This window comes from Paenibacillus sp. J31R30 (assembly GCF_059692115.1).
In genome coordinates, this window is the sequence record NZ_JCAUAV010000002.1 from 712,600 (window position 1) to 730,186 (window position 17,587).

Consider the following 17,587-nt stretch of genomic DNA (forward strand, 5'->3'; position numbering starts at 1 on the left):
TATTGCCTCGCTTTCTTTCGTTTGATATAGTACAAGGTATGTTTGTATGTAAGCTTGCATGACTGGAACTTAGGTCAAGCCCCTGCAATGTCCTTTTACCCGTTGCTTGGCAGTTGAAGGTTTAACTCGGGAGTGTGTTAGTAGTGAAGGAAGCACTGTTTGATTTTATTAGCCACTACGGCTATGTTGCTTTATATCTTTTGTTATCCGCCGGTATGGTTGGCGTACCGATTCCTGATGAAACCCTGATGGTGTTTATCGGCTCATTGACCACGCAAGGAGGCCCCTTTGAATTCGGCCCAACATTAGCCGTTATTTACGCAGGGACAATGACAGGGATGACGGTTAGCTATATAATCGGTCATCGTGTGGGGAAGCCCTTTCTCAATCGGTATGGCAAATGGGTGAAGCTGACCCCGAGCCGAATCGAGAGAGCGGAAGGCTGGTTTAAGAAATACGGGCTGTGGACGGTGTTCTTCGGTTATTTCGTACCGGGCGTTCGTCACTTTACTTGTTATTTGTGTGGCGTAAGCGGTGTGAAGTTTTATAAATATATTTTGTATGCGGGCACGGGAGCGCTGCTCTGGTGTACAACCTTTCTGACCCTGGGCCGATTTATTGGCGATAATTGGGAAGAATTTTTACATTTGATGCATACCTATATGGGAATTTCACTCTTCGTACTGGTTATTCTTGCTGCCATCGGCGTGCTGATCTACCTTCGTTTTCGGAAGCATCACATTGTTATACTTAAACGGAAATCCAAAAAAAGACCATGAAATTCAACCTCTAGGGGTGAATTCATGGTCTTCTATTAGATTTTGGGGCTTTATGAATTTGCAAAAAGCTTAATGGATTGAATCGTGTTGTCATGCGGATCAATATCGATCTTGAGCAAGGTGCCTTGCGATTTATAAGACAGCACATAAGTTGAGTTCGTATCAGGCTTGCCTAGGATGGCAATCGCATCTTGCACGCTCTGACCTAACCGTAATCCGTGCAAGCCAGGATCAATATCAATGGAGTGGACATCTACGAATTCAAGAGTTCCTTTGCTATTAAAACCAACGGAAAAGTCGGTGAAGTCGTACACTTCAATTTTATCATCTTCCATGACGAATTGTTTCTTCACTTTGCCAAAACGATCCAGTACAGCCGCTTTAGCAGTTCCGAGCTTTAACCCCATTAACGTAGGCTTTTCTTGCTGGTAAGCATCCTCTGCTTTGACCTTCGGCTTGGCAGTCGGCTTCGGACTCGTGAAGGTTTGAGTTTGGGGGAGATCCCCTTGATCCACTTTGGTAATACCGGCAACTTGCGCTTCATGCTTGATGCTATCATCAACCGCAGGTGTGGCAGTCGGCGCCGCGACAACGATTGAAGGCGCAGGTTCTTGCTGGGGCTGGGATGGTGTATACGTTGTTGATACATCTATAGTAGCCTTTGGAGCAGGAGCAGATGATTCTTGGCATCCAGTCACCAAGAATGATGCAATTGCAACAGGCATACAGCCAACAAGGATGGGTCTAAGTAGGTTGTTCATTGCCATCTTTCCTTTCCTCCGAGGAGTAATTCAAGTAAAAATATTAGTAAGATTAATGATACTGTTTTATGAAAGGTTTTCAATGCATCTTCGTGCCCAAATGTGAGCAATTCTAGAACGAATTCCATTTCAATGAAATCCTCTTATATATATAGACACGCTAGAAGCCCAAAAAGTTTCAGTGTTTTTTGTTATTTTCTAAATGGACTTGAAACAGGCAGGAGCAATATGGTAACTTACTCATAATAGACAGCTATAGGGGGCCGATTTCATGGAGTTATTAAAACAGCGGATCTTAGAGGTTGGCATCGTTGCTTCGGATCAAGTACTTAAACTTGATGTCATTTTGAATCATCAGGTAGATCCTGTTCTCATTATGGAGATGGGGAAAGAATTTGCAAGATTGTTTAGAGAAACGAAGCCAGACAAAGTGTTAACTGTGGAATCATCGGGTATTCCTATTGCTTATACAACGGCTTTGCAGCTTGGTGTTCCTATGGTATTTGCTCGTCGCAAGAAAACGTTGACGATGGATCAAGATACGTATAGCGAACGCGTACCGTCTTTTACCAAAGGAATTGTAACGGATATTATGGTGTCCTCGCATTTGCTGAGCAAAGGGGAACGTATCCTGCTTATCGACGATTTTATTGCGAATGGGGATGCAGCGCGCGGCTTAATTCGCATTGTAGAGAAAGCCGAAGCAGAGCTTGTTGGCGTTGGTATTGTTGTTGAGAAATCTTTTCAAAATGGTGGAAAATCTATTCGCGAACGCGGAATTCGCGTGGAGTCGCTCGCTCGAATCGCTTCACTGGCGAACGGGCAGATCACTTTTGACTGATTTTACATTTCGGCTATGACTTCCCTGAAACCGATTTATCCTTTATAATGATTACAAGGTAAGAGAGGAGGCTGACATCTATGGGTATCGAAAATGGTTCCATTGACTATTTTATGACAAAGCTTGGGGAAGCAAAGACTCACTTTGAACGTGCGCTTGATTGTAAACATACAGAGTTTGATGACCTGTATCCGTATATGATTGAACACCCTCAATTTTTCTGGTATAAGCGCTATGTGGCCTGGTCCGAGTTGTTAACGATCGTGAAGCTTTGTACGGAGCTAACAATCGAGTGGGAGCAGCAGTTCTCTGTTGCACAATCGGATTATATTAAGAAACGTGTGATGTCAAGCAAAGTCCTTGATTTCTGGTTTGAAACGAATGATTCGAAAGAGCATGTAAGCTAATAAATCCCATATAGTAAAAAGGCCAATGCATTCCACGAGGAATCTTGGCCTTTTTTATTTTGCAACTAAGGTTAGGGTCAAATGCCATTTTCTAATACGTTCATCGTTTCGATATGCCGCTTGGTCTGTTCAGAGCCTAATCGGTGCAGCGTGCGATACACTTCTGTTAAATAATAATCATATTCCTGATTCGTTTCATTCGAGTAGTATACTTTCCAAGGGAGCCAGGAGGTCGCATAACTGCCCTGAGAAGAATTGTCGGTTTCTTCAAAAAGCTCTTGCAGCTTGGCGATGTCATCTTCCGTTGCAGATATTTCAAATTCGTAATCAAGTGCTGTGCTGTCTTCGAGTACTTCTCCTGTGCCTACATTGATGTAGTACGTTCTCTTCTCCATTGTAATGTCCTCCCTTACGGTAGGCATGAGATTGCCTGTGCCTTGTCGCGTGTCTCGTCCTCGTTAAGGTAACCGAAGATGAACGGATTTATGTAAAGTTTCACCGAATCGCGAATTGGTGTATGCTTAGGTTTAGCTAGAACATTGTGATCATAATATTGGAGGTGCTACATAGATGATTTCGGAAGAACAATTGGATCAATATCGCGTAGATAGCACACTGCTGCGAGTGATTAGAGATGTCAGTCCCGCGAACGATGTACGTGGTATTGTTGTAGCTTGGGATGATGATACGGTCCTTATTCGCAAAAAAAACCGTAGAGTCGTGAAGCTAGACCGCGGATACGTGTACCAGCCTTATGAGAATGAAAGGCCGCCAGCGTTCATGCTGCCTCAGGAAACGATAACGCCGGATGATCTATCCGATGATGCAGATTGAGGATACTTCCGCCATTAGTTTAATAGCTGGTGTAGGGATGAAACAGGTACATTCGCCACATGGACGTTACCTGCAGATCACAAGTGAAACGCCACTGCGAACACTGAATTCGTCTCCTTGGGGCGGTGGGTTTGGGTTTCATCGTGTTTTGATGAATCGCCAAGTGGACAAGACCTACAATGAGATCGACCCTTTGGTCGAGATGGAGGCATTCATCGCGAGGGAAGGACTTGAACCTCAAGATACGGCTGGCATGCTCACCGCGGCGTGGGTAAAGGATGTTGGATTCAAGGAATTAGCATGGCCGCCGGAGGAAGAGGGCAATACGCTGTCTGAGGATACGGCGGTACATATGGAGGGATCACTTCGTGTTGCCGCTTGGGTCACTGTCGGGCTGGGGAATAAAGTACGCGCTGGCGCCGTTTTGCCTTCAACCTCCCTCTACCCTGGCACGATCAATACGATTGTAGTCATTGAGGGTAATTTGACGGACGCTGCCATGGTGAATGCGGTGATTACCGCCACCGAAGCCAAAGCTGCCGCGCTGCAAGAATTGAACATCGAGCATAATGGCCAAGTAGCAACAGGAACGACGACAGATGCTGTGTTGATTGCCGCAACGGGCAGAGGGATGACCTATTGCTACGCCGGTACAGCCACAACACTCGGCTACCTGATTGGCAGAACAGTTTATGAAGCTATTCTAGCTTCAGGAACGTTGTATGAGCTTGAAATGAGCAAGCGCGCTGCTGCGGCTTCGCAGGGATAACCAGATTTGCCTGCCCTCCACGCTTTAATGGTGAAATCAATGCTCAAAGATGCAAAAGTACACTAATTTTTGGGCAAAACGGCTAAACTAGCTGAATTGTTGCAAAAGTGCAACCACTAGAATCGGAATAGTGCCATTTTGATCAATGCTGGAGAAACAGTTGCACTTTCGCACATATTTTAGAACGAGAGGCAAACTCGATCTAAAAGGTTGCACTTTTGCATTTTACGGAAAGCCCAGACTAGTCACAACAACAAGGACAAAGGGGGTTCCACGCCATATTCATGGCTTAGAACCCCCTTTGTGCTTGTGCAGTATACGACTTATGTTCTGCGGAAAACGCCGTAGCCGAGGCCTGCCGCTAGCGCATCGATATCAGAGATTTCGCCATCGTCATTCTCGTTTTTAAAGTTCGGATCGTGGACGATCGCCTGTGCTTCACCTTCAGTTAAATGACGCTGATTGCCCGTATATTTCGGCTCTAATGCTTTGATTTCTTCCTCATTCATAGATCATACCTCCTTTGGGAATAGGGTTTGGAAGAGGCGACAGAATTATTCCTAAGAGGCAAAAGTTTCATTGACGAGCTTTCGCGTCACATGGTATATTATTTTTTGTAAACGCGATCATGGCGGAATTGGCAGACGCGCACGGTTCAGGTCCGTGTGGGCTTACCCCCGTGGAGGTTCGAGTCCTCTTGATCGCATCCCTAGAACACCCTTTTCTGAGATATCAGAAGAGGGTGTTTTGTTGTCAAACCGCCACCCTGTAGCGATTTTCATGAAATGCAGGTATAATACATAGCATAGATTGTACATCTCTATTTACCAAAGGAGCTGAATTTTCATGGATAGAACAGTTTCGATCACACAATCCGGAAGCTTTGCACATGTGCTTCAAACGTTTGCCATCTCATTGTTGGTTTCATTCATAGGGACATTGATCGGCGCGATGGTAGTACCACCATCTATGGTCATGCTCTTCGTTATTGCCGAGGTTGTCATGCTGGTAGCCGCCATCGTCATCCGAATTCGCGGCAAGCATATCGGCTATGGCTTTCTCTACGCGTTCACAGCTATTTCTGGCGTGACCCTGTATCCTGTTATCATGGCTTACGGCGGCCAGCTTGGAGCTAGTGTGGTTTCGGGTGCTTTCTTCGCAACGGCAGCGATTTTTGGATCATTAGCTTTCTACGCACACCGTTCACAGCGTGATTTTAGTTTCTTAGGCGGTTTCTTGTTTGCAGGAACGATTGGACTTGTGCTGATGAGTGTGCTTGGCATGTTCCTACATTTCGGTTCTGTGATGAATTTGGTATGGTCCATGGTTGGGATTCTGATCTTCAGCGGTTGGGTGCTGTATGATGTCGCCCAGTATCGCAACGGTGTCGAGCCACAAGCTGTGCCGCTTGCTGCGCTGAATATTTACCTTGATTTCATTAACTTGTTCCTTTACATTTTGCGCTTCATCGCTTCAATTGCAGGAATTAACAGAAACTAAGTATGCGCTCACTGCATGATAAAAAAGCACGATGGCTCCTAACCACGAGAATGTGGTCGAGTCCATCGTGCTTTTTTTGCGAGGCTAGGTCTTGCGTGGCAGTGTTTTCGTATGAAAGAAAGGAATATCTCCTCGAAAGCTTCGATTGATTTCCAGAAGGGTATGGATTAACTGGGTTAGATCTGTATGATTCATACGAATTGTAAGCGGAGCTGAATTTTTTTCTGACTTAATGCGGATTTCCAGCCTAAGATTGGCTTCATCCATATAAATGTCAAGTTGCTCAGTTGCAAGCATCAGTTCCCACATTCAAACCAACACCTCTTTCTCTCTCTAGTTACTCTAAGCTTATGTGGGTTGGACGAGATTAGAAGCAGAAGCAACGAACTGGATGGATCCTTTTTATGGAAGTAAGCACGATTTCAGCTCATGCCTCATACAATTTAATGATCCTAATTGAAAGAGGTGAGAAGACCTATGGCAACTTGCAGCACATGGACGTATAAAGGGATTTCGCCTTCGGTATTCAGAGCGTTGCAGCAGGTGGGCAGGAGGCAGGGATTTGCTATTCCTAACACGGCATCAGGCAAATTTACGATTACTGTGGTCAGCATGAATGTTGGCTTTCAATATGCCTGGGATACAAGCGCGCAAACCTTGTTGTTGCAGTGTGATAATAAGCCGATGCTGTTAGGCTGCGGCACGATTAAAACCTTCGCTGACAAAATTATTGCAGAGAGCGGCGGTAGGCCAGGATGAACGCCCGCGTGTAGAGACGGTCAGCCACCTGTCTTTGCGAAGTTTAAAGCCTTATTGCTCTGGTTAGAATAAGGGTAAAAAGGCAGGTGGACGTATGGCAAAAAGCGATGATCTGGTGAAGTACATAACACAGCAAGTCGTCACCTATATTGACACGCCGAAGGAAGTCCGCAAGCAAGCGAAAGCTTCGATTAAACAACAACGCGAAGGCTGGCAAACTCGCTGGTTCGGGATGCTTCCGTTGGCTGCGCGGATGATGTTCGGACGGACGAAGTCGAAGAAATGAGTTGCGGAACGACGTTCCGTATAAATACTCGTTGGAGCTCCGTAGTAGCCCAATGTGCACAAATAAGCATAAACACACTAAAAAGGCCAACCCCAAAATACGGGTTGGCCTTTTGTGTTTCAGTTTCTCAGCCTAGGGATAAATCTCCCCTAGACCCAATGACTCATCCAAAAGCACGTAACGCGGACCTTCGTGCTCCAATACCAAATAGTTATCCCCATGTACCCATTGTTGATAACCAAGAACAGCTAGCGGCATCGTCACTTGCTCATCGTACAGCTCAGTGACGTAGGTGAGCGTGCCTTGCTGCTCTAGAGCAATCTGAAGCTCAGGCAAGGAGGTGACAGGCAGCGGTGTGCCTTCAATCCATGGCAGCTGCTCATAGGGATCAAATGCTGGACGTATCAGGGTTTGGGAACCCTGCGATAAATCCGTCGCTGTGACTATGGCATCTGTCATTCGGGGCGTTGGATCTTCCGTGAGCGGAAGCAATTCGCCCGACTTGGCATCAAGATAATAGGTCTCGTCATCGAGTGCGATTTTCCAAACAGAAGTAAGGGTATCCATATATAAGCGGTCTTCAATGATCGTGTCATTTTGCATAAAATCGTCATATAAGGTTGTAGAAGGAATAAGTTCCTGTTGTATCAAAGAGCGATACAACGTGGCCAAGCTAAATAGCGGAGTTTTGCCTGTCCCATATTCGGTCAATCGGAAGCCGCCGCTATCTACGGCATGAACAATCATATAGCCCACTTCTTGCCCTTGATCGGTCAGAATGATGACCCATCCATGGGTGCCAGGTCCGAGCGGATAGCTGTTCCAACGTGCTTGCTGCCAGCTTTCAAAGCCGGCCTCCTTCGCTAGTGTGGATTGCCACTTACTGATCGTTGAACCGAATGATGATGTACTCGTCAAGTCAGGCGCGCCGGTTGCTGCTTTGCTTGGTTCTTTTACTTGGGCCTGCGTAAGGCTTGTCCCTTCTAAGTTGTCGACGGCCGAGGTGTGTAAGGGCATGAAGCCAATACTGCATAAAATAATACAAGTGGCTGTCCAAGTGGTCCACGACTTCATCTTCGTTCACCTGCCTCTCGCTAACCTCTTAGTGTATGTGACTATTGTAATTCTTATGCTTTGAAAAGAATGTTAGAACCTGTTGCGGGTTATTTGCGAGGTTTTAGCGACTAGCGTCAGTTTCTGGATGATATTCGACTCGCATTGAGGTGAAATAAACCGCCATTAATGACGGATACAGCGATCCGTGGCTTATGCTGCCAATCGATTTCTTCCAGCCGATTCCGACATTGGATTTCGATTTCGTCTCTTTTGTCGGGTTCTGCTGCCAGCAAAAGCCCGTTGTAATAGCCTTCCACACGATCGATCTCACTACGGTGCTGAGCATTCGCTTCATCGGCCCATCGGTGGTCATAGGTACTGATTTTGCGCTCAAGCGTCATCTCCAAGGCATTGATCGCTTTCGGTATGGAAATCGTATCCGGTAAGATGTGACTATTGGCAGGGAGTTTCGGTGAAAGGCTTTTGGTTAACATATGCTTGTGAAAATGTTCGCGGATTTCCCCGCTATTGAGCTGAATCGCTAGGGAATGAATTTCCGTCCGCTTCCGGTCACAGAGCAGCTCAATCTTGTAGTTCACACAGAGCCACGTATTGTAGACGAGGGAAGCATGATACGTCGCCCCCGTTGGGAAGGGCTCCTCGAATAAGTGAATGAACCGACCGCGTTCGCGAACGATGCCGAAGATCTGGTCAAGTCGCCGGCTGCCGAAGGTGACTTCATCTTGGGGAACTCGCGCTATGATGGTCGTCGGAACGAAGCCGAAATAACGGCCGAGAATGCTGTCCGGCGCACTGCCCGCAGCTGGGTTAGCAGCAATTCCGGCTGGACCTGATGGCCCGTAGCCGGTTGAAGGAGGGCTTTGGACAGCTGTTACAGCTGCCTTAGGCTTAGTCTCCAGCTTCATTTGCTCCGGGTCGATCACGAATTTATAGGTCATCGTTTCTGCTGCTGCACCTGTTCGCTCAATAAAGCTCCAATAGTAAGGACGGCCCGTCATTTCCCGATCTGCTTCGGGGGAGAGCTTAGCCGTAACATAGGCAGGCGTTTTCTCCAGAATCGTGCAGTCATACGCTTCCAGAAAACGCATGACGAAAGAGTGAATGTTTCGTTTATTCATGGGCCCACCTCCACGCTCTGGGATCCGCCGACGGCATCAAGGATGTCTTGGAATTTGGCGCCATACTGCGGATTTTGCTCGATTTCCTCCCTCACTTCACTGAAGGAATGACCAAGCTCATCGATTTTGCGACGGATGTCGTCGCCAGAGCCGGCCTCCATCACCATGCGGAAGAGAGAAGTTTCAAGCGAGCCTCGTTTCTCGATTTTCTCCAAAATCGTATCCAGCTGCCCAATTACCAATTCGAACATATTGATTTTCTCGTGCAATAACGAGAGGATATGTTCTTCAATGGTATTCCTTGTGGATAAGTTGTAGATGTTGACGTCATGGGTTTGCCCAAGTCGATGAACCCGGCCGATCCGTTGTTCCACGCGCATAGGGTTCCACGGCAGATCGAAGTTGATCATGTTGTGGCAAAACTGGAGATTAATCCCCTCGCCACCCGCCTCGGTTGCAATTAGGACTTGAACGCGATTGCGGAATAGATCCATCATCCAGTCTTTTTTGCCGCGATTCATCCCCCCGCGATAGGGGACTGCTGTAATCTTGCGTTCTTTGAGATAGTTCAATAAATATTCTTGCGATGCCCGATACTCGGTGAAAATAATCACTTTATCGTTGATATCTTGAATGAGCCGCATCGTGGTTTCGGCTTTGCTATTCGACTTGATGCTGCGAATGAGCTCAACGAGCTCCCATATTTTGGGCCTCATTGGCGAGTCTTCTGCCGTCTTCTTAAATAAGTTCACCAACGTGATGAATACAGCATCCCGAGAGCTGCATACCTCACGCTGCAGGGTAATCATGGATAGCATCGAGCTGAGATCGCCGCCACTCTCGGAATAGCGAGATCGCACGAAATTCGTAACCCCATCATAGAGAGCTTGCTCATCATCCGAGAGCGTGAGGGGAATATTCCGCACAATACGTTTCGTATAGTGAACGCCTCCGTCACCACGACGGTTCCGGATCATCACCTTGGACAGCTCCTGCTGCAGCTGCATTTCATTCTTCGGCGTACGCTTGCCAACAACAAAGTTGTTCTTGAAGCTGTTCTGACCGCCAAGCTGGCCTGGCTTCAGCAGCGTGATGAGGTTGTAAAGCTCTTTGAGATCATTCTGCACAGGTGTAGCTGTAAGGAGCAGGCAATATTTTTTGCGCAGCTCGTTAACGAAGGTATAGTTGGTCGTTTTCTTATTCTTCAGCTTGTGTGCTTCATCGACGATGAGCATATCGTATTCAAGGCCCATCACAATTTCGCGATGCGGGTCTCTTTTTGCTGTATCCATCGAGGCTACGATGATGTCGGCTTGCTGCCACATGTAGGCTTTTTTATGCGCCACGGCAGGGATGCCGAATTTGGTATTTAATTCTCGAACCCATTGCAGGACAAGGGAAGCGGGAACAAGGATGAGCGTCTTGCGGACAAGCCCGCGGATCATGTATTCTTTTAAAATCAAACCAGCTTCTATCGTCTTCCCAAGTCCAACCTCATCAGCCAAAATCGCCCGTCCACGCATCTCATTCAGCACGCGCTTCGCTGTTTCAATCTGATGCGCCATAGGCTCTAGAGTCCCCAGATGCGCGAGGCACTGCATATTATCAAACGTAGAAATAAGCCCCGATTCTTCCGATTCGTAGGCAAGCTGATAGAGAGTCCAGTCGTCCCAAGGACCTCCTCCACGTACACGATTGTCCAGCTCGGTAAACCAGTCCCTCTCAAAATGCATATCCAGCTGTTTATGAATGGGGCGAATGTTCTCTTGCTGATCATGTTGACGCATGGCTGTGCCCTCCTAAACGTTCTGATTCTGCTTTGGCCCTCTCAAACGTCGAATACATGTTAGTATGTCCAGAGAAGAATCTTTCATAACTTTTCCCATGTAAGAGTTTTACTATGGCTGCAGCGCTCGGAGGTCGAATGAGACACATGAATATGCTATGATAGAAATTGGTTTATGGAAAAAGGTGACGCTGTAGAGGAAAGGATGACGAATTGCGATGACAGCTTGGCGATTTATACATACAGGAGATCGTTCTCCTGCTGAAAATATGGCTTTAGATGAAGCGATTCTAACCGCTCATAGTGAAGGCAAGGTTCCACCGACGGTGCGCTTCTATGGATGGAATCCAGCAACCTTATCGATCGGTTATTTTCAAAAGGCGGCAGAAGTAGACCAGGAAGCCGTGGCGAGCGAAGGCATCGGCTTTGTTAGACGCCCTACTGGCGGAAGAGCTGTGCTGCATGATAAAGAATTGACGTACAGCATCATCGTGGCTGAGGATTACCCAGGTATTCCCCGCAATGTGACGGAGGCTTATCGCGTGTTAAGTGAGGGGCTGCTGCAAGGATTTCGAGCGCTAGGTCTTGAAGCGGAAATGGTGCAGCTCGCGAGCGATGAGGAAAAAGAAAAATATGCCTCCGCTGGTTCAGCGGCATGTTTTGATTCACCTTCGTGGTACGAGCTCGTCGTTGAAGGTCGCAAAGTGGCAGGCAGCGCGCAGGTTCGCCAGAAAAACGTCGTGCTGCAGCACGGCTCGATCCTGCTTGATATGGATACGGATCAATTATTTCGGATGCTGCGCTTTTCTAATGAGAAGGTGGCAGATCGCATGAAACAGAGCTTCTTGAAGAAAGCTGTGGCGATTAATGAATTGCTGCGGGCGCAAGGCAAGAAGGAAGTCACGCTGGGTGAGGTAGAAGAAGCGTTCCGACGTGAAATTGCGCTAGGGCTTGGGGTTGAACTCGTTGAGTCGTCCTTGACGGACTATGAGGCCCAACTTACAGAACGTTTAGTGAACGAGAAATATGGTACGGATGAATGGAATTTACGGCGTTAATTGTTGTGAAAGGTTGGCAAGGCATTCATGCTTGTCAACCTTTTTTGAAGAGATAAGAATTTATATGTTTTGGGTTCTGGGGTAAGCGAAGCTTACCCCTTTCTCATTCGGGAAGGGAGTGCAAGGCGCCGGGGGTGATAGTAGTCCGGTATTTCCGAACTAAATCGGGGATTTCGTGCGAAAAAGCATGAATAGTCAGATTCTGCCAAACTAAAAGCCCATATTTCGTTGGTGGGGGTCGTTTGGGGCGATTTAGTTCGGTTAATTCGGACTAATTGATGATTGTTGGTGCCGACAGAGGAATTAATTAGGTAATTTCGGACTAATGGGGGTTGGCGGCTCGTAGAGACAGCCTGGAACGCTCATTCGACATATACCCGAATCGTGTGTATTGAAGGAACTTTCCTCACACTTTAAAGTGGTGTTATATCATAAGAAGTGGATGGAGGAGTCCGATGAAAGCATCACCGGGAGAGAAATTATTTTATGCATTGAATTATTTGGTGCTAACCGTCATTGGGATCACATGTGTACTGCCCTTGATCCATCTGCTCGCGTTATCATTCAGTGATCAGCCGGCCGTTATTTCAGGACATGTCAGTTTATGGCCAATAGGTTGGAACTTGGAATCGTACAGATTGTTATTCAAAGGGACACAGATTTTACCTGCGTTTGCCAACAGTGTCAAGATTATGGTCGTTGGGACCTTACTAAGTATTGGGTTTACGATTTTGGCGGCGTACCCGTTATCCAAGCGTTATTTCTTTGGAAGAAAGACGTTCACGATGATGCTGATTTTTACGATGCTTTTCAGTGCTGGCTTAATTCCCGGTTACTTATTGATTAAGAATCTGGGCATGGTGAATACGTACTGGGCGTTGTGGCTGCCGGCATTAGTCAGCGTGTATAATACGTTGGTTTTGAAAACCTTCTTCGAGAATATCCCCGCTGAGCTTGATGAAGCGGCCAGAATGGATGGCTGTAATGAATGGTGGCTCATCGGACGGATTTATTTGCCGCTGGCGGTGCCTGCGATCGCCACATTGATCTTGTTCTACGCCGTCGGCTACTGGAACATGTTTCAAAACGTTCTCATCTATATTAATTCACCGCTTAAGCAGAATTTAACGGTTCTCGTCCAACAAATGATTTTGAATAGCATGGTCCAAGTCGATCAATATTTACGTCCAGAAGAATCGATTCAAATTACGCCAGAGTCCATCAAGTCATCCGGTGTCATCGTCATGATTCTCCCGATGCTGATTGTGTATCCTTTTGTCCAGAAGCATTTCGTGAAGGGCGTTATGATTGGCTCGGTAAAAGGGTAATGAACCCGAAATCGGCATATCGCTGAAAAAGGTATATCCCCTAAAAAGATGTATATACAGAGATTCTTGTATATTGCTGGAAGGATTGCAGCGAGTCTACAGTGAGGTCAAGCGAACCACATCGGTGATTCTGCTGATGAACACAAGGTCGTCCATTCTTGAGGAGGTCTACCCGAATGAAAAAGAGATTAATCGTTGTATCCACAGTAGCAGTTGCTTTAGCATCTATCAGTTTACTTGCAGCATGCGGCAAGGCGGAGGATAGCAAGGGATCGGAAGCAACGACAAGCACATCCACCACGCAAGCATCAAAAGCTCCTGAGAAGAGAGGCAAGATATCTACCACCATTTATGATCGCGGGAACATGGTTCCGGAAGAAGGGACGCTGGATAAAAACCGTTGGACTGAGTGGATCAACAAAAATGGCCCTGTAGACGTGACGTTCGTACCGATCCCTCGTACGAAGCCAGAGGATAAGCTGAACGTGATGTTTGCTTCTGGTGAGGCTCCTGATTTGATTCAAGATTATGATGGGAAAAACCGTAATTCTTGGTATGAGTCCAAGCAATTGCTGCCTTTGGATGACTTAATTGCGAAAAATAGCGTTGAGTTTAAAGCATTGCTGGAAAGAAATCCACTTCTCAAAAAATTCGGTACACGTTCCGACGGCAAAATGTATGATATCGCTGTACTTGGCAAGCTGGAAGTGAACTGGGTGTTCATGGTTCGTACGGACTGGCTGAAGAAGCTGGGCTTGGAAGCTCCGAAAACGACGGATGAGTTGTTTGCTGTTGCGAAAGCTTTTACAGAGAAGGATCCAGATGGCAATGGCAAGAACGATACGTATGGCCTTACACTTGGTGGCGGCTATAACCAGAAAGTGATTGACTTCATGTTCGGTGTGCCGGTGTTCTCCAATTACAATTTGAAAGACGGCAACCTGCAATATTCTTGGGAGAATCAGCAAGCTAGTTTAACGTTTAAGAAGAAATTGTTCCAAGAAAATGTCATTGATAAAGATTTTGCAGCAGATACGACGGGGGATAAGGCGAAGCGGGATTTCTTGAATGGTAAGCTGGGCTTCTATACAGGTGGGGTACCAAGTGCAATCGAGATGGAAACGTTGCTGAAAAACGATCCAAATGCGGTCGTGACGCCAATCGTTCTGCCGAAAAGCTCGTTCGGTCAATTCAGTCCGCCAGTCACATCGCCTGTACAAAATGCTGCAGTTGTAAATGCAAAGGCGAAAGATCCAGTCGCGGTCATTAAATATCTGGATTTCTTGACCAGAGAAAGCTCGCTTAAAGCACTGAAATGGGGAATTGAAGGCGAGCACTACAAGCTCGATGCGAAAGGTTGCCCGCAACCAGTTGACGCAGATAAAAACAAAAAAGAACGCAGCTATGCCGGGGATTACAGCATGATGATGTCAACGCTTCCAGGAATGCCTACTTGTGATACGAGAATTGATTCACTTAGCGACAGCGTGCCTGCACAGAAAGAACTTAAGCGTATTATTATCGAAGCGCGCAAGCTGTACCTTGCTCCTGAGCGCCCGGTAGCCGGCTATTTACTGGAAGTACCTTCGATTCCAAAAGATTTGGATATGATCGTGCAAAGCGTACCGAACATTCAAAGTGCCGCTTCCAAAACGGGTGCACCTGATGAATACGTGAAAGCTATCGTAACACCAGGTATTTCTGCGGAGCAAGCGATTAAAACGTCCCAGGATATTTGGAGTAAAGCAGGTGGACCGAAGGTTGATGAGTGGTTCCAAAACTGGTATAAAACGAATAAAGATAAAGCGATTTTGGTTACAGACGTTTATAACTTGAAATAATTCGCATTTCCTTAAGGCCGGACAGAGAATGGTTCTCTGCTCCGGTCTTTTTCAGTGTCCAGAGGAAAAATGTATATCACTGAAAATAGCGTATTTGCAAGTCAAACAGATCAGGTTACAATGAACTCAACCAGCCTAACTTCAAAGGAGTTTTGTAACATGCAGATCCATAAAAACTGGTTTAATCGGCTCCTCATTTCATACATTCCGGTATTCGTCATTATTGTGTTTTTGTTATCTGTTTTATTTTTCGTGTTCACCAATTATATGACGCAAAGTCAATCGAAAAAGGCCAATGACATATTTATGGAGCAGGCGCTTGGCAACCTGGATCGGACGCTGAAGCAGATCGATCAGGGCGTGCTGCGTGAGCTCAATTATAATGATGGGTTGAATGGTTTTTATTTTGCAGCTGAGGGAGATCGTTATAACGGGTTAGCGCTTCCAGCCTCTAAGCTGGAACAGCTCGTTTCTGGTTATCCTGAAATTGACTCTGCCTATCTGTATCGAAATAGCGACGGTAAAGTATTAAGCAGAAGTCTCATCGTTCCTTCTGAGTTGTTTGGAGATGCTGAATTTATACAACGTATGGCTAAAAATGGAAACCCAACCGAATGGCTGCCTGTTCGCAATTATTCGGAATATATCGGAGAGAGCCCTCGACGCGTCATTAGTATCGTACGTAAAGCGCCTCTTCTAACGGGAGACAAAGGATTCATTGTCATCAATGTGAATGTGGATTATATCGCGAAAATGATCGATGCCATGGCTTATTCGCATTACAGCTTTATTCAAGTGTTGGATGCCAATAACTATGCGATCAATCGAACAGGTAAAGCTATTGCAACCTCCACAACGCTACAGTCTGGTATTATGAAGTCTGCCTATACCGGCTGGGTCATGCAGATTGGTTTAAAAGAAGGCGGATTTACTTACTTGTTCTCAAGTCTATACATTCTTTGGATCGTGATCACGGTTGTGATGTTAGGCATTGGGATATGGTGGATTATCCATGTTTCTAAGAATCATTACCGACCTGTTGAATCTATTTTGCGTCAGGTGCGTGCGGGGGCTTTCCAGAAGGTTTCCGATAAACAGACGGATGGGCATGATGAGTTTCATTTTATCCAAAATGCCATTACAGAGCTCATCGATCAATCGAATGAATTCCAACAGAAACACAGACAAGATATGGTTTATCGGAAGCAAGTCTTGTTTACTGATCTACTACAAGGTAGCAAAATGTATACACCTGAAGCATGGCAGGAACAACTGGCGACGTATCGACTTCCCGCTCATTACACTGCGCTCCAGATGGCGGTTATCGAAATTGATAAATTTCAGCAGTTTTGTGAGATTTACAATCATCGGGATCAGACCTTATTGAAATTTGCTCTGAAAAGTGTGACAGGTGAGATTGCCGAAAAGCACGGGCTGGCTGCTTGGGGTGAATGGATCGATAACGATCGGCTGGGCGTACTCTTGTTTCTGAAAGAAGCATCTGATGGACAAGGGACGAAAGTTGCCTTGGAGGAATTGCACCAGTGGGTGAACGAGCATTTGCGTTTTACCGTAACAACGGGATTAAGCTCTCTGGCTGGACAGTCTGAGGACATTCCTCTCGCATATGAAGAAGCGGTCACATCGTTAAAATATAAGACGGTTCTAGGTCTAAGTCGCGTAATTTATTTCCTCGAAATAAAACCGAAGATGGATAGTGATGTGTACAATCGCCTACAGCATGTACGCGGAGTCGTCATTATGTTCAAACAGGGCAACGAAGAGTGGCGCATGGCGTTTCAACATTTGATTAGCAATCTGCGAGATGAACATGCGGTAAAGGACGATATCGTCATCACAATGGAATACTTCAACTACCAATTGAATCATGCGATGAAAGAATTGAATGCAGTTTATACAGCGCATTGGGAATCGCGAGCGTATCCTGCTTTGTTGCAGATTTTGGATCATTATGAACTGCTGGATGAACTGGCGGATCACTACTTGAAGCAGCTGGATGAGGAATACAGCAACATTACGGTCATTCATGACAGAAGTTCGAATCGCTCGGTCATTCGGCAAATCCAGAAATTTATCGATGAGCAGCTCGTCAATCCGGATTTATCGCTGAATATGATCGGCGAAGCTTTTGAGTTGAATGACAAGCAAGTCAGCCAATTAATTAAGCAAGAGCTGGGAGAAAAATTCGTTGATTACTTGGCGCGCTTGCGAATTCAATGCGCGAAGCGGTTGTTGGAAGAAACAGACGAGTCGATTCAATCCATTTCGTTGAAGGTTGGGTATATCCACTCCCTGTCCTTCATTCGAATGTTCAAAAAGATGATGCAGATGACGCCTGGTGACTATCGCAAGCTGCATCGCGCGTCGTAAGTCCTTAAAGCATTCACCTGATTAGGGTGGATGCTTTTTAGCTTTGTGTACA

19 protein-coding genes and 1 tRNA gene are annotated in these 17,587 nt (G+C 46.3%); 13 read left to right on the forward strand and 7 right to left on the reverse strand.

All coding sequences use genetic code 11. The annotated features are described in order from the left end of the window. Positions 1 to 143: 143 nt before the first annotated feature. Complete coding sequence (locus AC58QO_RS09140) at positions 144 to 779, forward strand: DedA family protein (protein ID WP_497264984.1); 636 nt, start codon at positions 144 to 146, stop codon at positions 777 to 779. A gap of 50 nt (positions 780 to 829) precedes the next feature. Here AC58QO_RS09140 and AC58QO_RS09145 read toward each other — a convergent pair whose 3' ends face one another. After that, complete coding sequence (locus AC58QO_RS09145; RefSeq protein WP_497264986.1) at positions 830 to 1,546, reverse strand: DUF4309 domain-containing protein; 717 nt, start codon at positions 1,544 to 1,546, stop codon at positions 830 to 832. Positions 1,547 to 1,811: 265 nt separating this feature from the next. Between AC58QO_RS09145 and AC58QO_RS09150 the strand changes: the two genes are divergently transcribed. Both AC58QO_RS09150 and AC58QO_RS09155 read left to right on the forward strand, forming a co-directional pair. Continuing rightward, positions 1,812 to 2,381: a xanthine phosphoribosyltransferase gene (locus AC58QO_RS09150; RefSeq protein WP_497264987.1), complete on the forward strand. Its 570-nt coding sequence runs from the start codon at positions 1,812 to 1,814 to the stop codon at positions 2,379 to 2,381. 80 nt (positions 2,382 to 2,461) lie between these two features. Further along, positions 2,462 to 2,788, forward strand: a complete 327-nt coding sequence (locus AC58QO_RS09155) for a hypothetical protein (RefSeq protein WP_056615938.1) — start codon at positions 2,462 to 2,464, stop codon at positions 2,786 to 2,788. A gap of 77 nt (positions 2,789 to 2,865) precedes the next feature. On the opposite strand, the gene AC58QO_RS09160 is transcribed toward AC58QO_RS09155, so the two are convergent. Next, positions 2,866 to 3,183: a hypothetical protein gene (locus AC58QO_RS09160; RefSeq protein WP_057309825.1), complete on the reverse strand. Its 318-nt coding sequence runs from the start codon at positions 3,181 to 3,183 to the stop codon at positions 2,866 to 2,868. A gap of 175 nt (positions 3,184 to 3,358) precedes the next feature. On the opposite strand from AC58QO_RS09160, the gene AC58QO_RS09165 reads away from it, so the two are divergent. Beyond that, on the forward strand, positions 3,359 to 3,622 hold the full coding sequence (locus AC58QO_RS09165) for a hypothetical protein (protein ID WP_497264989.1): 264 nt from the start codon (positions 3,359 to 3,361) through the stop codon (positions 3,620 to 3,622). After that, positions 3,609 to 4,391: an adenosylcobinamide amidohydrolase gene (locus AC58QO_RS09170; protein WP_497264990.1), complete on the forward strand. Its 783-nt coding sequence runs from the start codon at positions 3,609 to 3,611 to the stop codon at positions 4,389 to 4,391. The genes AC58QO_RS09165 and AC58QO_RS09170 overlap by 14 nt, the downstream gene beginning before the upstream one ends. Before the next feature lie 323 nt (positions 4,392 to 4,714). Here the strand turns inward: AC58QO_RS09170 and AC58QO_RS09175 are convergent, their stop codons facing one another. After that, positions 4,715 to 4,900, reverse strand: a complete 186-nt coding sequence (locus tag AC58QO_RS09175) for a hypothetical protein (protein WP_497264991.1) — start codon at positions 4,898 to 4,900, stop codon at positions 4,715 to 4,717. A gap of 113 nt (positions 4,901 to 5,013) precedes the next feature. On the opposite strand from AC58QO_RS09175, the gene AC58QO_RS09180 reads away from it, so the two are divergent. Both AC58QO_RS09180 and AC58QO_RS09185 read left to right on the forward strand, forming a co-directional pair. After that, positions 5,014 to 5,097 (forward strand) — tRNA-Leu (locus AC58QO_RS09180). 140 nt (positions 5,098 to 5,237) lie between these two features. Then, positions 5,238 to 5,891, forward strand: a complete 654-nt coding sequence (locus AC58QO_RS09185; RefSeq protein WP_497264992.1) for a Bax inhibitor-1/YccA family protein — start codon at positions 5,238 to 5,240, stop codon at positions 5,889 to 5,891. An 84-nt stretch (positions 5,892 to 5,975) separates the two neighbouring features. On the opposite strand, the gene AC58QO_RS09190 is transcribed toward AC58QO_RS09185, so the two are convergent. Continuing rightward, complete coding sequence (locus AC58QO_RS09190; protein ID WP_497264993.1) at positions 5,976 to 6,200, reverse strand: hypothetical protein; 225 nt, start codon at positions 6,198 to 6,200, stop codon at positions 5,976 to 5,978. Between the two features lie 168 nt (positions 6,201 to 6,368). Between AC58QO_RS09190 and AC58QO_RS09195 the strand changes: the two genes are divergently transcribed. Together AC58QO_RS09195 and AC58QO_RS09200 are read left to right on the forward strand one after the other, a co-directional pair. Then, positions 6,369 to 6,650 (forward strand): hypothetical protein, encoded by a 282-nt coding sequence (locus tag AC58QO_RS09195; protein WP_497264994.1) that lies wholly within the window; start codon positions 6,369 to 6,371, stop codon positions 6,648 to 6,650. A 94-nt stretch (positions 6,651 to 6,744) separates the two neighbouring features. Next, entirely contained in the window at positions 6,745 to 6,936 is a 192-nt protein-coding gene (locus AC58QO_RS09200; protein WP_497264995.1) for a YqzE family protein, read from the forward strand. A 132-nt stretch (positions 6,937 to 7,068) separates the two neighbouring features. On the opposite strand, the gene AC58QO_RS09205 is transcribed toward AC58QO_RS09200, so the two are convergent. The 3 genes from AC58QO_RS09205 to AC58QO_RS09215 form a co-directional block, all read right to left on the reverse strand. After that, positions 7,069 to 8,010 (reverse strand): hypothetical protein, encoded by a 942-nt coding sequence (locus AC58QO_RS09205; RefSeq protein ID WP_497264996.1) that lies wholly within the window; start codon positions 8,008 to 8,010, stop codon positions 7,069 to 7,071. A gap of 116 nt (positions 8,011 to 8,126) precedes the next feature. Then, entirely contained in the window at positions 8,127 to 9,131 is a 1,005-nt protein-coding gene (locus AC58QO_RS09210) for a YqhG family protein (protein WP_497264997.1), read from the reverse strand. Next, the gene (locus tag AC58QO_RS09215) at positions 9,128 to 10,918 is read right to left on the reverse strand and encodes a DEAD/DEAH box helicase (protein ID WP_497264998.1); all 1,791 of its coding nucleotides are present in this window, start codon (positions 10,916 to 10,918) and stop codon (positions 9,128 to 9,130) included. Before AC58QO_RS09215 ends, AC58QO_RS09210 begins: the two co-directional genes overlap by 4 nt. A gap of 217 nt (positions 10,919 to 11,135) precedes the next feature. On the opposite strand from AC58QO_RS09215, the gene AC58QO_RS09220 reads away from it, so the two are divergent. The 4 genes from AC58QO_RS09220 to AC58QO_RS09235 all read left to right on the forward strand — a co-directional run bounded on the left by AC58QO_RS09220 (position 11,136) and on the right by AC58QO_RS09235 (position 17,535). Further along, positions 11,136 to 11,975 (forward strand): lipoate--protein ligase family protein, encoded by an 840-nt coding sequence (locus AC58QO_RS09220; protein ID WP_497264999.1) that lies wholly within the window; start codon positions 11,136 to 11,138, stop codon positions 11,973 to 11,975. Positions 11,976 to 12,430: 455 nt separating this feature from the next. Continuing rightward, on the forward strand, positions 12,431 to 13,303 hold the full coding sequence (locus AC58QO_RS09225) for a carbohydrate ABC transporter permease (RefSeq protein ID WP_497265000.1): 873 nt from the start codon (positions 12,431 to 12,433) through the stop codon (positions 13,301 to 13,303). Positions 13,304 to 13,479: 176 nt separating this feature from the next. Then, complete coding sequence (locus AC58QO_RS09230; RefSeq protein ID WP_497265001.1) at positions 13,480 to 15,144, forward strand: extracellular solute-binding protein; 1,665 nt, start codon at positions 13,480 to 13,482, stop codon at positions 15,142 to 15,144. Positions 15,145 to 15,303: 159 nt separating this feature from the next. Continuing rightward, on the forward strand, positions 15,304 to 17,535 hold the full coding sequence (locus AC58QO_RS09235; RefSeq protein WP_497265002.1) for a helix-turn-helix domain-containing protein: 2,232 nt from the start codon (positions 15,304 to 15,306) through the stop codon (positions 17,533 to 17,535). Positions 17,536 to 17,587 lie beyond the last annotated feature (52 nt).